Origin of the sequence: Streptococcus sp. 21.1, from assembly GCF_016648635.1 — a bacterium.
Classification (GTDB): domain Bacteria; phylum Bacillota; class Bacilli; order Lactobacillales; family Streptococcaceae; genus Streptococcus.
The window spans coordinates 162,740-180,066 of sequence record NZ_JACLQL010000002.1; the positions used below are offsets into that span (position 1 = coordinate 162,740).

Genomic DNA, 17,327 nt, shown 5'->3' on the forward strand with positions numbered 1-17,327 from the left:
CAGTTGACCTACTGCTTAAGCTTTTTTACTTAGTAATGATTTTTCAACAGTAATGTGTTGGATACCAGCCTCTTCAAAGATTTTACCGACTTCCTGATAGCCATTATTGAGGTAGAACTTAAGTGCCCTGAGTTGAGCATGGAGAGAAATAGTCTGGAAGCCTTGCTCTTGTGCAAAATCTTCAGCTTCTTTCAAGAGAATGCTTCCCAGACCTTGGCCTTGGTAGGCCTCGAGCACCGCCATACGTTGGAGGGTAAGCTGAGTCAAATCTTTATTAGGCAGTAGGCGTACGGTTGCTGCAGCCTTGTCTTTATCATCGTATAAAACAAAGTGAATACAGTAGGCTTCATTTGCGTCAATCTCGATAGAGTGAGGAACTCCTTGCCCTTTAACGAAAACGGTGTTCCGAATAGCCACAGCATCTAGATAAGTCTCTGAAAGTGTATCTCTTGTATGTTTGATAATCATAGAACCAGTGTAACAAAGATTCTAGTATATCGTCAACGAAAAAAAGCTTGATGAGAGGAGTAGTCATCAAGCTCTTTATCTTGTTTTATTCATTTATCTTTCGACCGTTTGTATCTTGGATAGGACGGTTATTTTCAAATCCAAGGGTTTGAGTGAATTTCTCCACTTGTTCCTTGCTGACAGTTTCTTGATTCTTGAAGACAATCCAGTTAACACCTTCAGTACATGGAGGTGTTGTTAGGGAACCTTCAAAGTTGTAGTAGTCCTTGTCTTCAGGATAGAAATCATCAAGTGAGATGGCCTGAGAAAGCTCAGTTTCAGTATTGGCCGCCTGAGGCATTTTGTCCCAGATTTGTTTTAAAGATTGATTTTCATCGCCATAATTATAGAGAACGGAGACAACTGTGATTTTCCCATTATCTGTTTTATAGACGAAGTGCCCCTCTAGAGGATAAGTCTGACCATCAATTTCATTCTCAGCTGGTGCGTGAAAATGGAACTGTTGCAACTTGTAAACTTCGTTACCAATTGTTAGGGTATTCTTTGGATTTTTGAAGCTGACTTCAATAGTATGCCCATTATTTTCAACTTGAGCTTCTGATTCTTGATTATTAAGGTTTAGTTCAGGAACATCAACGTCCTCAGCTCCGGTGATATTGATCGGAGATTGTTCTTTACCATTTTTGCTGAGTTCATAATCTTTCGAAAGGTCACCCCAATGGTCTGGACCAGTAGAGCCAGTATAACCCCATTGAACGTCCTTGGACTTTGAGTTTTCGGTTTTTGTCTCGGATTGGCAGGCTACGAGTAGGACTGTACTTGCTACGAGAGCTACTAATCCAATTAGCTTAAAACTTTTCTTATTCATCTTTCTTCCTTATACTCTTTTATTTTATTGTCATACTAGTTGACCTGTTATTTGTAAACTAGCAGTTAGACAGTGATAGAGTGTCATTTCTCTAAGGTGCTTCTGAGAAGGAAGTGTTTGGAGAAACCAAACGGAAACGCTTTTATTTTATAGCTAATCTGAGAAAAAGTCAAATATAAATTATAGTAGATTTAGAAAAATATAATGAAAATATGTGTTTTACAAAAAGAAAAGAACTCGCAATTGCGAGCTCTTTATTCGTTTTTATCCCAAAGCGTCGTCCATTGAAAGAACTTCGTGGAAGACACGTTGTGTCAATTCAGTTTTTTGTTCTGGAGTGAGGTATTTAGTATTTACACAGTATCCAGAGATACGTACGATAACATCTTCACCGCTCATGATCTTTTCGTAAACGTCTGACAAGTCCATTACGTTCAAGTTAACGTGTTGTCCACCATTTTCGAAGTATCCGTCGAGGATAGTTACGAGGTTATCAACTTGTTCGTCATGAGTCTTACCAAGGGCACGAGGTGATACTTGAGTAGTAAGTGAGATACCGTCAGCTGCATAACCGAAGTCAAGGCTTGCAAGTGAGTTCAAGTTTTGCAACCATCCACCTTTAGCTTTGTTAGATGGGTTAGCACCTGGTGAGAAGAATTCCAATTTAGACAAGTTCACTGAACCATCTTCGTTGAGGTATACCCCTTTGTGAACTGGAGAGTTACCAGTTTGTTTAGAGTAAGCAACGTTAGAAGTGATTGTAAGAAGTGAAACTGTAGCTTCTGCATCTTTGTAGAGTTTGTGGCTACGAAGACGAGTAGTGTAAGCTTCAATCAACCATTCTGCCAATTCGTTTGAACGTGGGTCATCTTCACCCCAACGTGGGTATTCACCGATTGTTTCGTAGTCGTAGATGTAGCCATCTTCGTCACGGATTGGTTTAACTGTAGCGTATTTGATTGCTGCCAATGTATCAACAGTATTTGCGAAACCACAGATACCGAATCCCATGTTAGCACGTTGTTTAGTTGGCAAGAAGGCCATTTGAACAGCTTCGTAGTTGTACTTATCAGTCATGTAGTGGATGATGTTAAGGGCATCTACATAAGTGTCAGTCAACCAATCAAGAGATTTTTCGAAGTTAGCTTTAACAGTGTCAAAGTCAAGAACTTCATCACGGATTGGATCGATGTCAAATACTTTGTAGTCTTTATGAACATCGTCGTAACCACCGTTCAAACCAGTAAGAAGGGCTTTAAGTACGTTAACACGAGCACCGAAGTATTGGATGTTGTGGCGTTGTTCTTCGTTTTCTGGGTCAAGTGGTGATACACAACATGAGATACAGCTCATTTCACCGTATCCGTCTTTAGCCATAGTAGTAACACCTTCGTATTGGATAGAAGAGTGCTTGTGGCTCATGTGCATACAGTAGCGACGGAATGAGTAAGGCAATTTGTCAGTCCAAAGAACTGTCAAGTTTGGTTCTGGAGAGTTACCGATATTGTCAAGAGTGTTCAAGAAACGGTAGTCCATCTTAGTAACACGGTGACGTCCGTCAGCACCCATACCAGCCATTGAAGTTGTGATGAAGGTTGGGTCACCTGAGTACAATTGGTCGTAAGCTTTTGTACGAGCAAACTTAACTGTACGAAGTTTCATAACGAAATCATCAACGAATTCTTGGATTTCTGATTCAGTATAAGTACCACGAGCAAGGTCACGTTCTGCGTATACGTCAAGGACGATTGGCACACGACCAAGTGAAGTAGCGGCACCGTTGATTACACGACATACTGCCATGAAGGCGATGTTTGTCCATTGGATAGCTTCTTTAGTATCGAAGGCTGGACGACGAACATCTACACCGTAAAGGTCACCAAGGCGAACGACATCTTGAAGTGCTTGGTATTGAAGGTTAACTTCTTCACGAAGACGGATAGTTTCTTCGTCGATTTCTTTGATAGCATTCCAGTCGTTAACTTTTTCTTGCATCAAGTAGTCAGCACCGTAAAGGGCAAGACGAGCGTAAACCCCGATGATACGTCCACGTGAGTATGCATCTGGAAGACCAGTAACTGTGTGAGCGTGACGTGCACGACGGATGTTTGAAGTGTAAGCACGGAAGATACCATCGTTAACTGTAGTCACGTATTTTGTGAAAATTTCGTGTACAGCTGGGTCTGGTTCATAACCGTGTTCTTTCAAAGCAGTTTCCGCCATACGGATACCACCTTTAGGCATGAAGTTCAATTTGAAGAGCTCATCATTTTGGATACCATAGATAAGTTCATCTTCTTTTGAAATGTACCCTGCGTCAATGTCAGCGATTGAAGTTGGACGAGTATCCATTGGGAAGCGTCCTTCAGCTTCATAGCCTGCTTTAGTTTCATCTACGATTTTTTTAATTTTTAGAGAGCGTTCAGTTGGTCCTGCAAGGAAGCTTTCGTCACCATCATAAGGTGTGTAGTTTGCTTGAACGAAACGTGAAACGCTAGCTTTTTCTTTCCAGTCAGTTCCTTTAAAGCCTTCCCACGCTTTTTCAAAAACATCTGTGTTAGTTTTAACCGTTGCCATAGTTTGGATCTCCTATAATTCTAGTAACAAAATTATCTGTTACATTCTCTAGAAGTATTCTATCACACAGTAAACGCTTACACAACTTTAAAACTCTGTTTTTAGAGACATTCTTTTATAATACAGTTTTAAAAACGACAAATCTGTATTATAAATTTCTGTTTTTTGATAGATTTTGGTATCATAAGGGGAGAATGCTTTGTAGGCCCAAAGCTTTATGTGAAAAGCTTTACAATGAGATAAATCTGAGAAAGGAGGCAGGGAGCCATGTTAGAGTTTCCTCTAATAAATGATACCAGTCGGAAAATCATCCATATTGACATGGACGCCTTTTTTGCTCAGGTCGAGATGAGGGATGACCCCAGTCTTAAGGACAAGCCGGTTATTATCGGTCATGATCCTAGAAAAACAGGGGGACGTGGTGTGGTATCAACTTGTAATTATGAGGCTAGAAAATATGGTGTCCATTCAGCCATGTCTTCTAAGGAAGCCTATGAACGTTGTCCTAACGCTGTCTTTATCTCAGGAAATTATAGCCATTACCGAGAGGTAGGGATGCAGATTCGTGAGATTTTTAAACGCTATACCGACTTGGTTGAGCCTATGTCTATCGATGAAGCCTATCTTGATGTGACGATAAATAAGCTTGGTGTCAAATCGGCGGTTAAGGTAGCCAAGCTTATCCAGTATGATATCTGGCAGGAACTTCACCTGACTTGTTCAGCAGGCGTCTCCTATAATAAATTTATCGCCAAACTAGCCTCTGATTTTCAAAAGCCTGCTGGTTTGACGGTGGTGCTTCCAGAGGAGGCTCAGGAATTTTTGGAAAAGCTCCCTATTGAAAAGTTTCATGGGGTAGGTAAAAAGTCAGTTGAACGTCTTCATGATATGGACATTTACACTGGTGCCGATCTTTTGAAGATCCCTGAGATGACGCTGATTGATCGTTTTGGACGTTTTGGATTTGATCTCTTTCGAAAGGCTAGGGGAATTTCCAATAGTCCTGTTAGGCCCAATCGTGTCCGTAAATCTATCGGAAGTGAGCGAACCTACGGCAAGCTTCTTTATAATGAAGATGACATCAAGGCTGAGTTGACTAAGAATGCTAGGCGAGTAGCTGAAAGTGCTCAGAAAACTAAAAAAGTCGGTCGAATTATTGTCATCAAGGTCCGTTATTCGGATTTCTCAACCTTAACCAAGCGTATGACCTTGGACAAATCGACCCAGGATTTCGACACCATCGAAAGGATTGCTCATACCATTTTTGATCAACTGGAGGAAAATAGCAGTGGTGTTCGCCTCTTAGGTGTCACCCTGACAGGTTTAGAGGACCAAGAGGGCAGGCAGTTAGATTTGGATGATTTGGAGTCATGATTTAAAAACAATATAATAGGAAGAGTTTTGCTTCATACCCTGAAAAGTGACCTTGAAGAATCATCAGACCTATGCTATCTTAAATAGTAACCAATAGAAATGAGGGAATAATCTTAATGAAAAAAGTTTTTACTTATCTGGGCTTGATTTTAGCAACCTGCTTGGTTCTTGTAGCCTGTGCTTCCAATAAACCAGCTGAGAAGAAAAAGGCGACACCAACTCCGACAGAACGTGCCAAGGCTGATGCGACAGTTTTAATTGATACCATGCTTGGAAAATCTAGTAACGGTTTTTCAAAACTCTACGGTGAAAATTACGAAACCTGGACTGAAACGAATGTCTTTGAAAAACAGGTTGCAGACACTATTGAAGAGAAGGGGTATACACCGGAAGAAAAGTATACGTTTAAATACATTGAAGGCTATGATGCCAAGACTCCAACTCAAGTACTTTCTAAGTTCCTTAAGGTCCGTCGTAATATGATTGGTAAGATTCAGGACTATAAGCTGAAGGATGTCAAAGTTAAGGGAAATGATGCGACAGTTACCTTTACTTCACGTTCTGTTAGTGCCTATGGAGCTGCAGCTGCTGTTCGTACTCTCCTTATGAGTCTCTATGACAACGACATAGACAAGTTGAAACAATGGAATCAAGCTGATAACAACGATGTGGAAAAAGGTAAGGCCAAAGATCTCACAACGAAATTCCTTTATGGTGAAAACTTTAACGGTGATTTGACGCAATTTAAGGACATTGATAAAGAAATATCCTATACACCTTTGACAGGTGCTGATAATCTGGAAAAGACCTTCAAGCTTACCAAAGATGATGGTGGAAACTGGACTATTTCTGTAGAAGATTATAAAGAGCTTGCCGAAGCCTTGGTCGACCATGACGAATCAGGAAGCAGAGCCGTTTACGCCGAACGTATCCATAAGAATTTGTCAGACTATCAACCTGAAGACAGTAGCGACTCAAGCAGTAAGTCATCAGATAAGGATAAGTAGAGTTTTAGTGGATTTGATGTTAAACATGTATGGAAAGCTGTTTTGGACGAAAAGAGTTGTCACTGGTGTGGCAACTCTTTTCTATCTTGTTATTTCTACCCTTACCCCTATAACCTTTATCTATCACCACTTAGGATTTTATTATTAGACGAGTTTGGATGAAGATGGTAAACTGTTATCACTAACTATTAATGAAAGTTTCGAGGAATATAGATATGAAAAAATGGCTTGCAGGTTTAGGAATTCTTGGCTTATCAGTTCTGACTTTGGCTGCTTGTGGAAACAAGAGTGACGGTAAGGCATCTGGTGAGAAGCAGACGATTACTGTTGCGACAGACTCTGATACGGCGCCTTTCACTTTCAAAAAAGGTGACGACTTCAAGGGGTATGATATTGATTTGGTCAAGGCTATTTTCAAGGACTCAGACAAGTATGAGGTCAAGTTTGTGACGACGCCTTTTGATTCCATCTTGACAGGGGTGGATTCTGGACGTTATCAGATTGCGGCTAATGACTTCAACTACAATGAAGAACGTGCGCAGAAATATGGTTTCTCAGATCCGATTTCACGTTCTAACTACGCCATCACTAGTGCTGAGGGGACCAAGTATACCAGCCTAGACGATTTGTCTGGTAAGACGACAGAGGTGCTTCCTGGCTCTAACTATGCTCAATTGCTTGAAAATTGGAACCATGCCAATGCGGACAAGACACCAATTACAATCAACTACGCTTCTAGCTCAACTGGTCTTTCAACACGTGTTCAACACATTCAAGAAGGAAAAATTGACTTTATACTTTATGATGCCATTTCCTCTGAGTACATTGTCAAAGATCAAGGCTATAAGTTGGCAGTAAACAAGATTAAAGACGATATCGGTATGAAGACTGATGGTCTTGAATATCTTCTTTTCTCAAATGATAAGCAAGGTAAGGACCTCAAGACTTTTGTCAATAAACGTATCAAAGAGCTCAAGAAGGATGGAACACTTGTCAAACTCAGCAAGGAATACTTCGGTGGTGATTACGTCAGTAATTTGAAATAAGACTGTTAAAAGTTGAGACTGCTGTCTCAGCTTTTTGACGTTAATAAAGCTGAATTATCAGTGATATGATTTCCTTATCACTTTGATAAGAAAAGACTATTTCACAGACTTTCTGAGTCGTGCTAAAATGAATATTATAAAATTTATGATAAGATATTTGAACGGTTAGCACTAGGCTAACCGACTTTTTTAGAAAGAAAGGGCGACATTGTGAAAAAGAGTATAGAAGCATTTAATCGGTCACCTTGGTATCTCCAAGTTATCCTTGGCTTGGTTGGTTTGGCAGTAGCTGTTGCTTTAGCCATTCCCTTATCATGGCTAGTGGAAATCCTTTGGGGCTATGTTTTGCAACTGGTTACGGTTGTCTTCAAATGGATTTCATCTTGGATGCCAGCTGGTAAGCTCTTCTCATGGAAGGCTGTCTTCGATGCTGTTCCTAAGATTGTGGAACGCTTGCCTTTAACTTTGGGATTGACTATTGCAGGTGCCTTCTTCGGTTTGATTTTGGCCCTTGTCTTTGCGGTTGTTAAAATCAATCGAGTACGTATCCTTTATCCAATTCAAGCCGTTTTTGTGAGCTTCTTGCGTGGGACACCAATCCTTGTACAACTCATGTTGACTTACTATGGTATTCCACTCTTCCTTCGTTACTTGAATGGTGAGTTCGGCTTAGATTGGAACATTAATGAGATTCCACCAGCTATCTTTGCTATTACAGCCTTTGCCTTTAATGAAGCAGCTTACATGAGTGAGACCATCCGTGCAGCGATTCAGGCCGTTGACGCTGGGGAAATCGAAGCTGCCCGTTCTCTTGGGATGACATCAGCACAAGTTTACCGTCGTGTCATCATTCCAAATGCGGCAGTTATAGCGACACCAAGTTTGATTAACAGTTTGATTGGTTTGACTAAGGGAACATCACTTGCCTTTAGTGCAGGTATCGTCGAAATGTATGCACAGGCTCAAATCTTGGGTGGTGCCGACTACCGTTACTTTGAACGTTATATCTCAGTGGCTCTTGTATACTGGGCAATCTCAATCTTGATTGAGTACATTGGTCGTTCAGTTGAAAATCACATGGCCATTAAGGCGCCTGAAGTGACTGACATTTCTGGAATTGGAGGTGACCGCTAATGATTAGTATCAAAAATTTGACCAAAGAATTTTCAGGACAAAAGGTTCTCGATGGCATTGATATTGACATTGAAAAGGGTGAAGTTGTAGCTCTTGTTGGTGCCTCTGGTGCAGGGAAGTCGACTATCCTTCGTAGCTTGAACTATTTGGAACAGCCTGATTCTGGTACCATTACCATTGATGATTTCAAGGTAGATTTCGAAACAATTACCAAAGAGCAAATCCTTACTCTTCGTCGTAAGTTGTCCATGGTGTTCCAACAGTTCAACCTCTTTGAACGTCGTACAGCCTTGGATAATGTTAAGGAAGGTCTTAAGATTGTTAAGAAACTTTCTGACGACGAAGCTACCAAGATTGCTAAAGAAGAGCTCGCTAAGGTTGGGCTTTCTAATCGTGAAAATCACTACCCACGTCACTTGTCAGGTGGTCAAAAGCAACGTGTGGCCTTGGCTCGTGCCCTTGCAATGAAGCCTGATGTACTCTTGCTTGACGAACCGACATCTGCCCTTGACCCTGAGTTGGTTGGTGAGGTTGAAAAATCAATCGCTGATGCGGCTAAGTCAGGTCAGACCATGATTTTGGTTAGTCACGACATGAACTTTGTTTATCAAGTAGCTGACAAGGTGCTCTTTCTTGAAAAAGGGCATATCCTTGAACAAGGAACACCTGAACAAGTCTTTAACCATCCAAAAGAAGAACGAACAAAAGAATTTTTCGCTTCTTATTCAAAACAATATCTTTAAGATGGGATTTTTGTTACAATAGAAAAGGTAGTGGGATAAGCCTACAGTTTAGTCCATAGTCAAAATCCCACAAGGATGATTAGGAACTTTTGAATGTTTCAAAGGCGACTATAGTCCAATCAGAGGCTGCATCGTGCAGTTATTACTAGTCGAATTTAGAGGTTGGAGAATGTTATCTCAGCCTTTTCTATTTTTCACTTTAGGATGATTTATGTTATTAAATATTTTTAAATTTTATCTCTTAGGCCTTGTGATTGCTTTCTTTGTGTGCTTGGTGATTGGTGCCATTTGGCTTGGATGGCGTGCGTTACGTCGTGCTGACAAGACAGTTAAGGAGCGACAAGGTGCCCTCTATGATGCTATTATGATGTCGATGGTTTCGATTCCAGTTTTGGCATTTGCTTTTATGGCGATTCTTATCGTGCTGAATGCATAATTCTAGCTTTGTTGGCACATTAGGTGTAAGATATCTCTACAAGAAAATCATATAAGGAGTTACTCATGTACGATACAATTGTTATTGGAGCTGGTCCTGCGGGGATGACTGCAGCACTTTATGCAGCTCGTGCCAACCTTAAAGTGGCAACTTTGGAGCAAGGTGCTCCTGGTGGACAGATGAATAACACGTCTGATATTGAAAATTACCCTGGTTTTGAAAGTATTTCTGGTCCAGAATTGTCAATGAAGATGTTTGAACCCTTGGAAAAATTGGGCGTTGAAAATCTTTATGGTATTGTGTCTGGTATCGAAGACAAGGGTGACTATAAAGTTGTCAAAACTGGTGATGAGGAGTACCAAACCAAGACAGTTATCATTGCGACCGGTGCTAAACACCGTCATATTGGTGTTGCTGGTGAAGAAGAGTACAACAGCCGTGGTGTATCTTACTGTGCGGTGTGTGATGGTGCCTTCTTCCGTAATCAAGACCTCTTGGTTGTTGGTGGTGGAGACTCTGCCGTTGAAGAAGGAATTTATTTGACACGCTTTGCCAATAGCGTGACTATTGTTCACCGTCGTGATGAATTGCGTGCCCAAAAGGTTCTTCAAGACCGTGCCTTCGCCAATGAAAAGGTCAAGTTTATCTGGGATTCAGTTGTTGAAGAAATCAAGGGTGATGACATCAAGGTTCGCAGTGTTGATATCAAGAATGTCAAAACTGGTGAGGTGACTAACCACGAATTTGGCGGTGTCTTTGTTTATGTGGGACTTGATCCAGTTTCAGATTACTTGACAGGTCTCGACATCACTGACCAAGATGGTTGGGTAATTACAGATGATAAGATGGCGACACGTATTCCTGGTATCTTTGCCATTGGGGATGTCCGCCAGAAAGACCTTCGCCAAATTACAACAGCCGTAGGGGATGGTGCCACAGCTGGTATCGAAGCCTACAACTACGTGACTGCACTTGGTGATAAGTAACATGAATGGAAACTCGGGAGGTTCTCGAGTTTTTTGTGTTTGTTTGATGCTCTTTAGCCATTCTAGCCTCCTTTGGAGCAACATCTATGTGTGGTTTTTTGGTATAATAGAAAAGTCTTACTAAAAATCAGTAAAAACGAGGTGACTGACTTGCGTGTTGTAGCAGGTGAATTTGGCGGACGTCCGCTTAAAACGTTAGAAGGCAAAACGACTCGTCCAACAACGGACAAGGTCAAGGGTGCCATTTTCAATATGATTGGTCCTTTCTTTGATGGAGGGCGTGTTTTGGATCTCTTTTCTGGGAGCGGTAGCCTGACTATTGAGGCTATCAGTCGTGGTATGTCGTCTGCTGTCCTCGTGGAAAAGGATCGTCGGGCACAAGCTATTATCCAGGAAAATATCAAGATGACCAAGAGTGAGAAGCAGTTTCAACTTTTGAAGATGGATGCAGCGCGTGCATTGACACAATTGACGGGTCAATTTGACTTGGTGCTTTTAGATCCGCCTTATGCCAAAGAGCAGATTGTGGCTAATATTACTCAGTTAGAGGAGCAAGGGCTCTTGGCTGAAGAAGTTATGTTGGTTTGCGAGACGGATAAGACTGTGGACTTGCCTGAAGAAATTTCAAACTTTGGGATTTGGAAGCAGAAAACCTATGGTATCAGTAAGGTGACCGTTTACGTGCGTTAGCCTTTGTAGGGAAGTTGTAGAAAGGAATGCTATGACAAAGATTGCTATGTTTACGGGGTCTTTCGATCCAATTACCAATGGGCATATGGATATTATTGCCAGAGCCAGCAAGCTCTTTGATGAGCTCTATATTGGACTATTTTATAATAAAAATAAGCAGGGCTTCTGGGACATTGAGACTCGCAAGTGTATCTTGGAAGAGGTTGTAGCAGATCTTCCCAATGTCAAGGTTATAACGGCCCACGATAGTCTGGCTGTAGATGTCGCCAGGGATCTTGGGGTGACTTATCTGGTTAGAGGCCTTCGTAATGCGACAGATTTTGACTATGAGGCTAATATGGATTATTTCAATAAGGGGCTGGCGCCTGAGCTTGAAACGGTTTATTTGATTGCTAGTCATGAGGTGACACCAGTGTCCTCGAGTCGTGTGCGTGAGTTGATTTATTTTGAGGGGGACATTAGTTCTTATGTTCCTCAAGCAGTTGTTAAGGAAGTGGAGGCCAAGCGTGGCAAACAAGAACGAATCTAAATCACTATTAGGGAAAATTTGGCGTATTAAGTGGTGGTTGTTAAGTATTTTTACGGTACTGTTCCTCCTGTTTGCTCTCTTTTTCCCGCTAAATAATTATTATGTTGAGCTTCCAGGTGGGGCTTTTGATACTAAGGAAGTCTTGACTGTAGATAAGAAAGCTGATGATTCAAAAGGATCCTACAATTTTGTGGCGGTGGCTCAAACCAAGGCAACTTTGGCCCTCATGCTCTATGCTCAGCTTAATGATTTTGCAAAGCTTCAAACAGCTGAAGAGGCGACTGGAAATTACTCTGATGAAGATTTCATGCGTATCAATCAATTCTACATGGAGACTTCCCAAAACCAGGCGATTTATCAGGGCTTGACTCTGGCTGGTAAGGAGGCTAGCTTGGAGTATATGGGTGTTTATGTGCTTCAGGTGGCTGATGATTCTAGTTTCAAGGGTGTCCTTAATATTGCGGATACGGTGACAGCTGTCAATGGCAAGACCTTTGATAATTCTACTGACTTGATTAAATACGTTCAAGGACTTAAGCTGGGTTCAAAGGTTAAGGTCACTTATACGACAGATGACAAAGAAAAGACTGCTACTGGTAAGATTATTAAGATTGCTAATGGTAAAAATGGTATCGGTATTGGTTTGACGGATCATACTGAGGTCAAGAGTCCTGAAAACGTGAAGTTTAAACTTGATGGTGTTGGTGGACCAAGTGCGGGGCTTATGTTTACTTTGGCTATTTACGATCAGGTGTCTGGTCAAGACCTCAAGGCTGGCCGTAAAATTGCTGGAACAGGCACTATTGAAAAGGATGGGGCTGTCGGTGATATCGGTGGGGCCTACCTCAAGGTGAAATCAGCGGCCGATAGTGGTGCAGATATTTTCTTCGTGCCAAATAATCCAGTAACTAAGGAAATGAAAAAGGCTGATCCGGATGCCAAGACTAACTATCAAGAGGCCAAGGAAGCTGCCAAGAAACTGGGGACCAAGATGAAAATCGTCCCTGTCAAAACAGCTCAAGAAGCCATTGATTATTTGAAAAAGACTAAGTAAGAAGAGAGAGTAGGACAGGCAGAAATCCATGATTTTTGTCCTAGTCTTACTCTCTTTTTAAGATCAAAGTGTTATAATAGTCTTTATGAAAAAACGTTATAGAACAGTCAATGATTACTATCGTGAAATTTTTGGCGAAAAGATTTTCAAACTTCCTATAGATGCGGGCTTTGATTGTCCCAACCGTGATGGCACAGTGGCTCACGGTGGCTGTACCTTTTGTACGGTATCGGGGTCTGGGGACGCCATTGTAGCTCCTGAGGCGCCGATTCGTGAGCAGTTTTACCATGAGATTGACTTTATGCACCGTAAGTGGCCAGAAGTTCAGAAATATCTGGTTTATTTTCAAAATTTTACCAATACCCACGCTCCGCTTGAAGTTATCAAGGACCGCTACGAACAGGCTATCAATGAGCCTGGTGTGGTTGGCATCAATATCGGAACTCGCCCAGACTGTTTGCCAGATGATGTGATTGATTATCTGGCAGAACTCACAGAACGTATGCATGTGACTGTTGAACTTGGTTTGCAGACGACTTATGAAGAAACGTCAGAGCTCATTAACCGAGCACACAGCTATGATCTCTATGTAGAGACGGTTAAGCGTGTGCGTGAGCGTGCGCCCAAGGCTGAAATTGTATCGCACTTGATTAATGGCTTGCCAGGAGAAACTCACGAGATGATGGTGGAGAATGTCCGCCGTTGTGTGACTGATAATGACATTCAAGGAATTAAGCTCCATTTGCTCCATCTGATGACCAATACGCGTATGCAAAGAGACTACCACGAGGGGCGTCTTAAATTGCTGAGTCAGGAAGAGTATGTGTCTATCATCTGTGACCAGTTGGAAATCATCCCTAAGGATATCGTCATTCATCGGATTACTGGTGATGCGCCGCGAGATATGCTGATTGGGCCTATGTGGAGTCTCAACAAGTGGGAAGTCCTTAATGCCATTGACAGAGAGATGGAACGTCGTGACTCATGGCAAGGGTGTAAAGTAGTTAGCGACAAGGAGGAAAAAGCATGATTAAACGCCCCATTCATCTATCTCATGACTTTCTAGCAGAAGTGCTGGATGATGAGAGTATAGCTATCGATGCGACCATGGGAAATGGCAATGATACAGCCTTTCTGGCTGGCCTTGCCAAGAAGGTTTATGCCTTTGACGTGCAGGAGCAGGCGCTTGAAAAGACCAGTCAACGCTTGTCAGACCTGGGAATTGAAAATGCGGAACTCATTTTAGATGGTCACGAAAATCTGGACCATTATGTCACGGAATCTATTCGAGCAGCTATTTTCAATCTGGGCTACCTGCCATCTGCAGACAAGAGTGTCATCACCAAACCTCACACGACTCTTGAAGCTATTGAGAAGATTCTTGACCGCTTAGAGGTGGGTGGACGCTTGGCTATTATGATTTACTACGGTCATGATGGTGGCGATATGGAGAAGGATGCTGTGATAGAGTACGTTATTGGTTTGGACCAGCGTGATTTTACAGCCATGCTTTACCAACCCCTTAATCAAATTAATACCCCACCATTTTTGGTGATGTTGGAGAAATTACAATGATTACAGATATTAAAGAAAAACTTGCAGATATGCAGGCCAAATATATTGATAAGCAGAGTGCCGAGGGTACTTTGAAAAAGGTTGATAATCGTAAAACGGCTAAGATCAAGAAAAAGTTAGCTAGTCTTGAGGTCGAACGTTGCCATAAACTTTTAGCCAAGGAAGATGTCACTGCCATTGATAAAAAAATTAGTAAGCAAAAAGAACTATTCTCAAACTGTTGTCATAAGGAAGGGTAGGAGGAGCTATGCATCTATCGTTAGCTTTGCTTGTTCTTCTTTTCAGCTTGATTTTATCGAACGTTATTAATCGTGTCTTTCCACGTCTTCCCCTACCCTTGATTCAAATTATTTTTGGAGTGGGTATCGGTTTTCTTTTTAAGGAACGTGCTTTCGAGCTTGAAACGGAACTTTTTCTAGCTTTCATTATTGCTCCCTTGCTGTTTCGTGAGGGTGAAGAAAGTGATATTACCAGTATTTTACGTAACTGGAAACTTATTCTATTTTTGATTTTTCCAGTTATCTTTGTATCTACCTTGGGAATCGGTTATCTTGCTAAGGCCGTCTTGCCTGCTTCGGTACCCTTGTCTGCCTGCCTAGCCATCGGTGCTGCCCTTGGACCAACAGATTTGGTTGCCTATTCCGCTATTTCTAAACGTTTCAGTTTTCCAAAGTGGATTAGCTATATTTTGCAGGGTGAAGGACTTCTAAACGATGCCTCTGGCTTGGTTGCCTTTCAGGTGGCGGTGACCGCTTTGACAACGGGTGCTTTCTCCCTCCTTGATGCGAGCTGGAATTTGGTTATTTCTGTGCTTGGTGGTTTTTTAGTTGGCTTGATTACGGCCCTACTTAATCGTCTTTTTTTGACCATTTTGGACAATATGGATGCTGCAGATGTCACAGGTGCTCTCTTACTAGAGTTGGTACTACCGATTTCCTCTTACTTTGTAGCCGAGGAAATTCATGCTTCCGGAATTATTGCTGTTGTCGTAGCAGGGATTTCACTTGCCAGTCGCTTTAAAAAAATCACCGTTTTTGATGCTAAGTTGGATAGTGTTTCTCATACGATTTGGGGAACCATTACCTTCATGCTTAATGGCATGGTCTTTTTCCTCTTGGGAACAGAACTTCCAACCCTAGCAGCCCCAGTACTGCGTAGCACTACCTACGATAATCTCTGGATGCTTCTTGCTATCGTCCTTTTAACAGCGACCATGTTTGGCATTCGTTTTGTTATGATTAGTGCGGTATTTGCCCAAAGAGCTTGGAGGGCCAAACGATCACTGAAAAAAATCTGGAAGGGTGCAACTCTTTTAACCTTTTCTGGGGTCAAAGGAACGGTCTCGATAGCAACCATCCTTTTGCTTCCGGTTGCCAATATGACAGCTTTGGAACATAGTCTCTTGCTCTTTACGGTAGCGGGTGTCACTTTATTAAGTTTCTTAACAGGTATCTTAGTCCTACCTAAGCTAGCCACTGGACCAGCGCACACAACCAACCATTATATGCAGATTGCCATTCTTAATGATGTGGTCGGTGAGTTGGAAAAAGATCTAAAACAGTCAACTAATCAAGGAGCTGTCTATGCTACTATTGACAACTACAATCAACGCTTGGAAGATTTAATCTTGGAGCAGGAATCAAATGATGTCAAAGAAGAGTTGGCCAATATCCGAGTCATGATTATGGAAATTGAGAGTGAGGGTCTGGAATATGCCTACAAGAAGGGCAAGATTTCAGAACTCGAATACAATCTCTACCAACGTTATATCAAGAGCTTAGAGCGTCGTATTAACCGTGGTTTTGTCTCTAGTCTTTCTTACGCTCTAGCTGTCTTTGTGCGTGGCCTTCGTAGATTGTTGCACTTGGCTCTTACTTTCAAGTTTCGTATTAATCAGGATGAAACTAGGAGGGGGCCTAGGTTGACGGAAGAAAACCGTGACCATATGGCTGAACTTTATTTAACAAATACGGAGCAGATTTTAGAAGCCTTGAGTAATCTGGAAGGTGTTTATCATTCAGATCTCTTGTCTTATTTGAAGCGCAATCGACTTCAAGAGGCTGAAATAATTCAATCAGGTGCCTTTGTTGAGCGGGTTATCACCCACCTTCATCCAGACAATGTCGATGAAATGTTACGAGGCTACTATTTGGAACGTAAGGTTATCAACGAGTACGAGCAGGCTGAGTTTATCTCTAGCCGTTATGCCAAGCAGCTTCGTAAGGAAGTCAATACTTTGGAGGATTACTCTCTCAAAGAAACTAGCAACACGTTAACCTATGATATGATTAATCTGGCTCGAGGTCGAGCTTAAGTAAAGAAGCCAAGATTTTTCTTGGCTTCTTTTTAATGTCTCTCTTTTTCATTATCGTGGTTTGGAAAAAGAAAGCCCAGTCCTAGGCATGTTAGGATTCCTGCAACAATCAGGATACTGTTTGAGATAGGGAGCAAGTCATAGATTGCATTAGCAATCATTAAACCAATCAAAGTACTCATGAGGCTAGATTTATAATCTTTTTTGATAAGATTTTCTATTGCAAAGAAAGCAAAAAGAGCGACTGGAAAGAGTGGCCAAAGGGACACCTCCAATTTGGGGAAGCCGAGAATACTGTAAGTGATAACTGTTACTGCTGTACCGATTAATCCAATACCTATTACTTTAGTCATGTTTTTACCTCGTTTTCTATATCTGAAAGATATTTTGCTTTAACACCTACTAAATTATCAAAAGGTTAACTTACGGACAATATCATTTGTCTATGTGGTTCATTCTAGAATCTATTCGGTCAAAAAGGACTGTTTTGTTATCAAGTAAAGAAAAGTGGAAATATTTCACTGTA

18 protein-coding genes are annotated in these 17,327 nt (G+C 41.6%); 14 read left to right on the top strand and 4 right to left on the bottom strand.

Features of this window, described 5'->3' with window-relative positions:
* Positions 1-15: 15 nt before the first annotated feature.
* The 3 genes from H7U01_RS02605 to pflB form a co-directional block, all read right to left on the bottom strand.
* Positions 16-468, bottom strand: coding sequence for a GNAT family N-acetyltransferase (locus tag H7U01_RS02605; protein WP_037599126.1), 453 nt, complete (start codon positions 466-468; stop codon positions 16-18).
* An 85-nt stretch (positions 469-553) separates the two neighbouring features.
* Positions 554-1,336 (bottom strand): carbonic anhydrase, encoded by a 783-nt coding sequence (locus H7U01_RS02610; protein WP_037599127.1) that lies wholly within the window; start codon positions 1,334-1,336, stop codon positions 554-556.
* Positions 1,337-1,600: 264 nt separating this feature from the next.
* On the bottom strand, positions 1,601-3,913 hold the full coding sequence (gene pflB / locus H7U01_RS02615; RefSeq protein ID WP_004183340.1) for a formate C-acetyltransferase: 2,313 nt from the start codon (positions 3,911-3,913) through the stop codon (positions 1,601-1,603).
* A gap of 267 nt (positions 3,914-4,180) precedes the next feature.
* On the opposite strand from pflB, the gene dinB reads away from it, so the two are divergent.
* From dinB to H7U01_RS02685, 14 genes are all read left to right on the top strand, one after another.
* On the top strand, positions 4,181-5,287 hold the full coding sequence (gene dinB, locus H7U01_RS02620) for a DNA polymerase IV (RefSeq protein WP_201041077.1): 1,107 nt from the start codon (positions 4,181-4,183) through the stop codon (positions 5,285-5,287).
* Positions 5,288-5,403: 116 nt separating this feature from the next.
* Positions 5,404-6,294, top strand: coding sequence for a peptidase (locus H7U01_RS02625; protein ID WP_195413544.1), 891 nt, complete (start codon positions 5,404-5,406; stop codon positions 6,292-6,294).
* 215 nt (positions 6,295-6,509) lie between these two features.
* Complete coding sequence (locus H7U01_RS02630; protein ID WP_201041078.1) at positions 6,510-7,340, top strand: transporter substrate-binding domain-containing protein; 831 nt, start codon at positions 6,510-6,512, stop codon at positions 7,338-7,340.
* A 387-nt stretch (positions 7,341-7,727) separates the two neighbouring features.
* The gene (locus tag H7U01_RS02635) at positions 7,728-8,474 is read left to right on the top strand and encodes an amino acid ABC transporter permease (protein ID WP_139723797.1); all 747 of its coding nucleotides are present in this window, start codon (positions 7,728-7,730) and stop codon (positions 8,472-8,474) included.
* Entirely contained in the window at positions 8,474-9,217 is a 744-nt protein-coding gene (locus H7U01_RS02640) for an amino acid ABC transporter ATP-binding protein (RefSeq protein WP_002884313.1), read from the top strand. Before H7U01_RS02635 ends, H7U01_RS02640 begins: the two co-directional genes overlap by 1 nt.
* A 211-nt stretch (positions 9,218-9,428) precedes the next feature.
* A complete protein-coding gene (locus tag H7U01_RS02645) occupies positions 9,429-9,653 on the top strand; it encodes a DUF4059 family protein (protein ID WP_002884393.1) in 225 nt (74 codons plus the stop codon).
* Between the two features lie 32 nt (positions 9,654-9,685).
* Positions 9,686-10,639, top strand: a complete 954-nt coding sequence (trxB, locus tag H7U01_RS02650) for a thioredoxin-disulfide reductase (protein WP_255296714.1) — start codon at positions 9,686-9,688, stop codon at positions 10,637-10,639.
* Between the two features lie 90 nt (positions 10,640-10,729).
* Positions 10,730-11,329: a 16S rRNA (guanine(966)-N(2))-methyltransferase RsmD gene (gene rsmD, locus H7U01_RS02655; protein ID WP_201041079.1), complete on the top strand. Its 600-nt coding sequence runs from the start codon at positions 10,730-10,732 to the stop codon at positions 11,327-11,329.
* A gap of 31 nt (positions 11,330-11,360) precedes the next feature.
* Positions 11,361-11,858, top strand: a complete 498-nt coding sequence (coaD, locus tag H7U01_RS02660; RefSeq protein ID WP_049553865.1) for a pantetheine-phosphate adenylyltransferase — start codon at positions 11,361-11,363, stop codon at positions 11,856-11,858.
* Positions 11,836-12,912 (top strand): SepM family pheromone-processing serine protease, encoded by a 1,077-nt coding sequence (locus H7U01_RS02665; protein ID WP_049553866.1) that lies wholly within the window; start codon positions 11,836-11,838, stop codon positions 12,910-12,912. Before coaD ends, H7U01_RS02665 begins: the two co-directional genes overlap by 23 nt.
* A gap of 85 nt (positions 12,913-12,997) precedes the next feature.
* The gene (locus tag H7U01_RS02670; RefSeq protein WP_037599132.1) at positions 12,998-13,942 is read left to right on the top strand and encodes a TIGR01212 family radical SAM protein; all 945 of its coding nucleotides are present in this window, start codon (positions 12,998-13,000) and stop codon (positions 13,940-13,942) included.
* Positions 13,939-14,487 (top strand): tRNA (mnm(5)s(2)U34)-methyltransferase, encoded by a 549-nt coding sequence (locus H7U01_RS02675; protein ID WP_037599133.1) that lies wholly within the window; start codon positions 13,939-13,941, stop codon positions 14,485-14,487. Before H7U01_RS02670 ends, H7U01_RS02675 begins: the two co-directional genes overlap by 4 nt.
* Positions 14,484-14,726, top strand: coding sequence for a hypothetical protein (locus H7U01_RS02680; RefSeq protein WP_002891697.1), 243 nt, complete (start codon positions 14,484-14,486; stop codon positions 14,724-14,726). The genes H7U01_RS02675 and H7U01_RS02680 overlap by 4 nt, the downstream gene beginning before the upstream one ends.
* 8 nt (positions 14,727-14,734) lie before the next feature.
* Positions 14,735-16,801, top strand: coding sequence for a cation:proton antiporter (locus H7U01_RS02685; protein WP_201041080.1), 2,067 nt, complete (start codon positions 14,735-14,737; stop codon positions 16,799-16,801).
* Positions 16,802-16,833: 32 nt separating this feature from the next.
* On the opposite strand, the gene H7U01_RS02690 is transcribed toward H7U01_RS02685, so the two are convergent.
* Positions 16,834-17,154 (bottom strand): hypothetical protein, encoded by a 321-nt coding sequence (locus H7U01_RS02690; RefSeq protein WP_013991101.1) that lies wholly within the window; start codon positions 17,152-17,154, stop codon positions 16,834-16,836.
* Between the last annotated feature and the right edge of the window lie 173 nt (positions 17,155-17,327).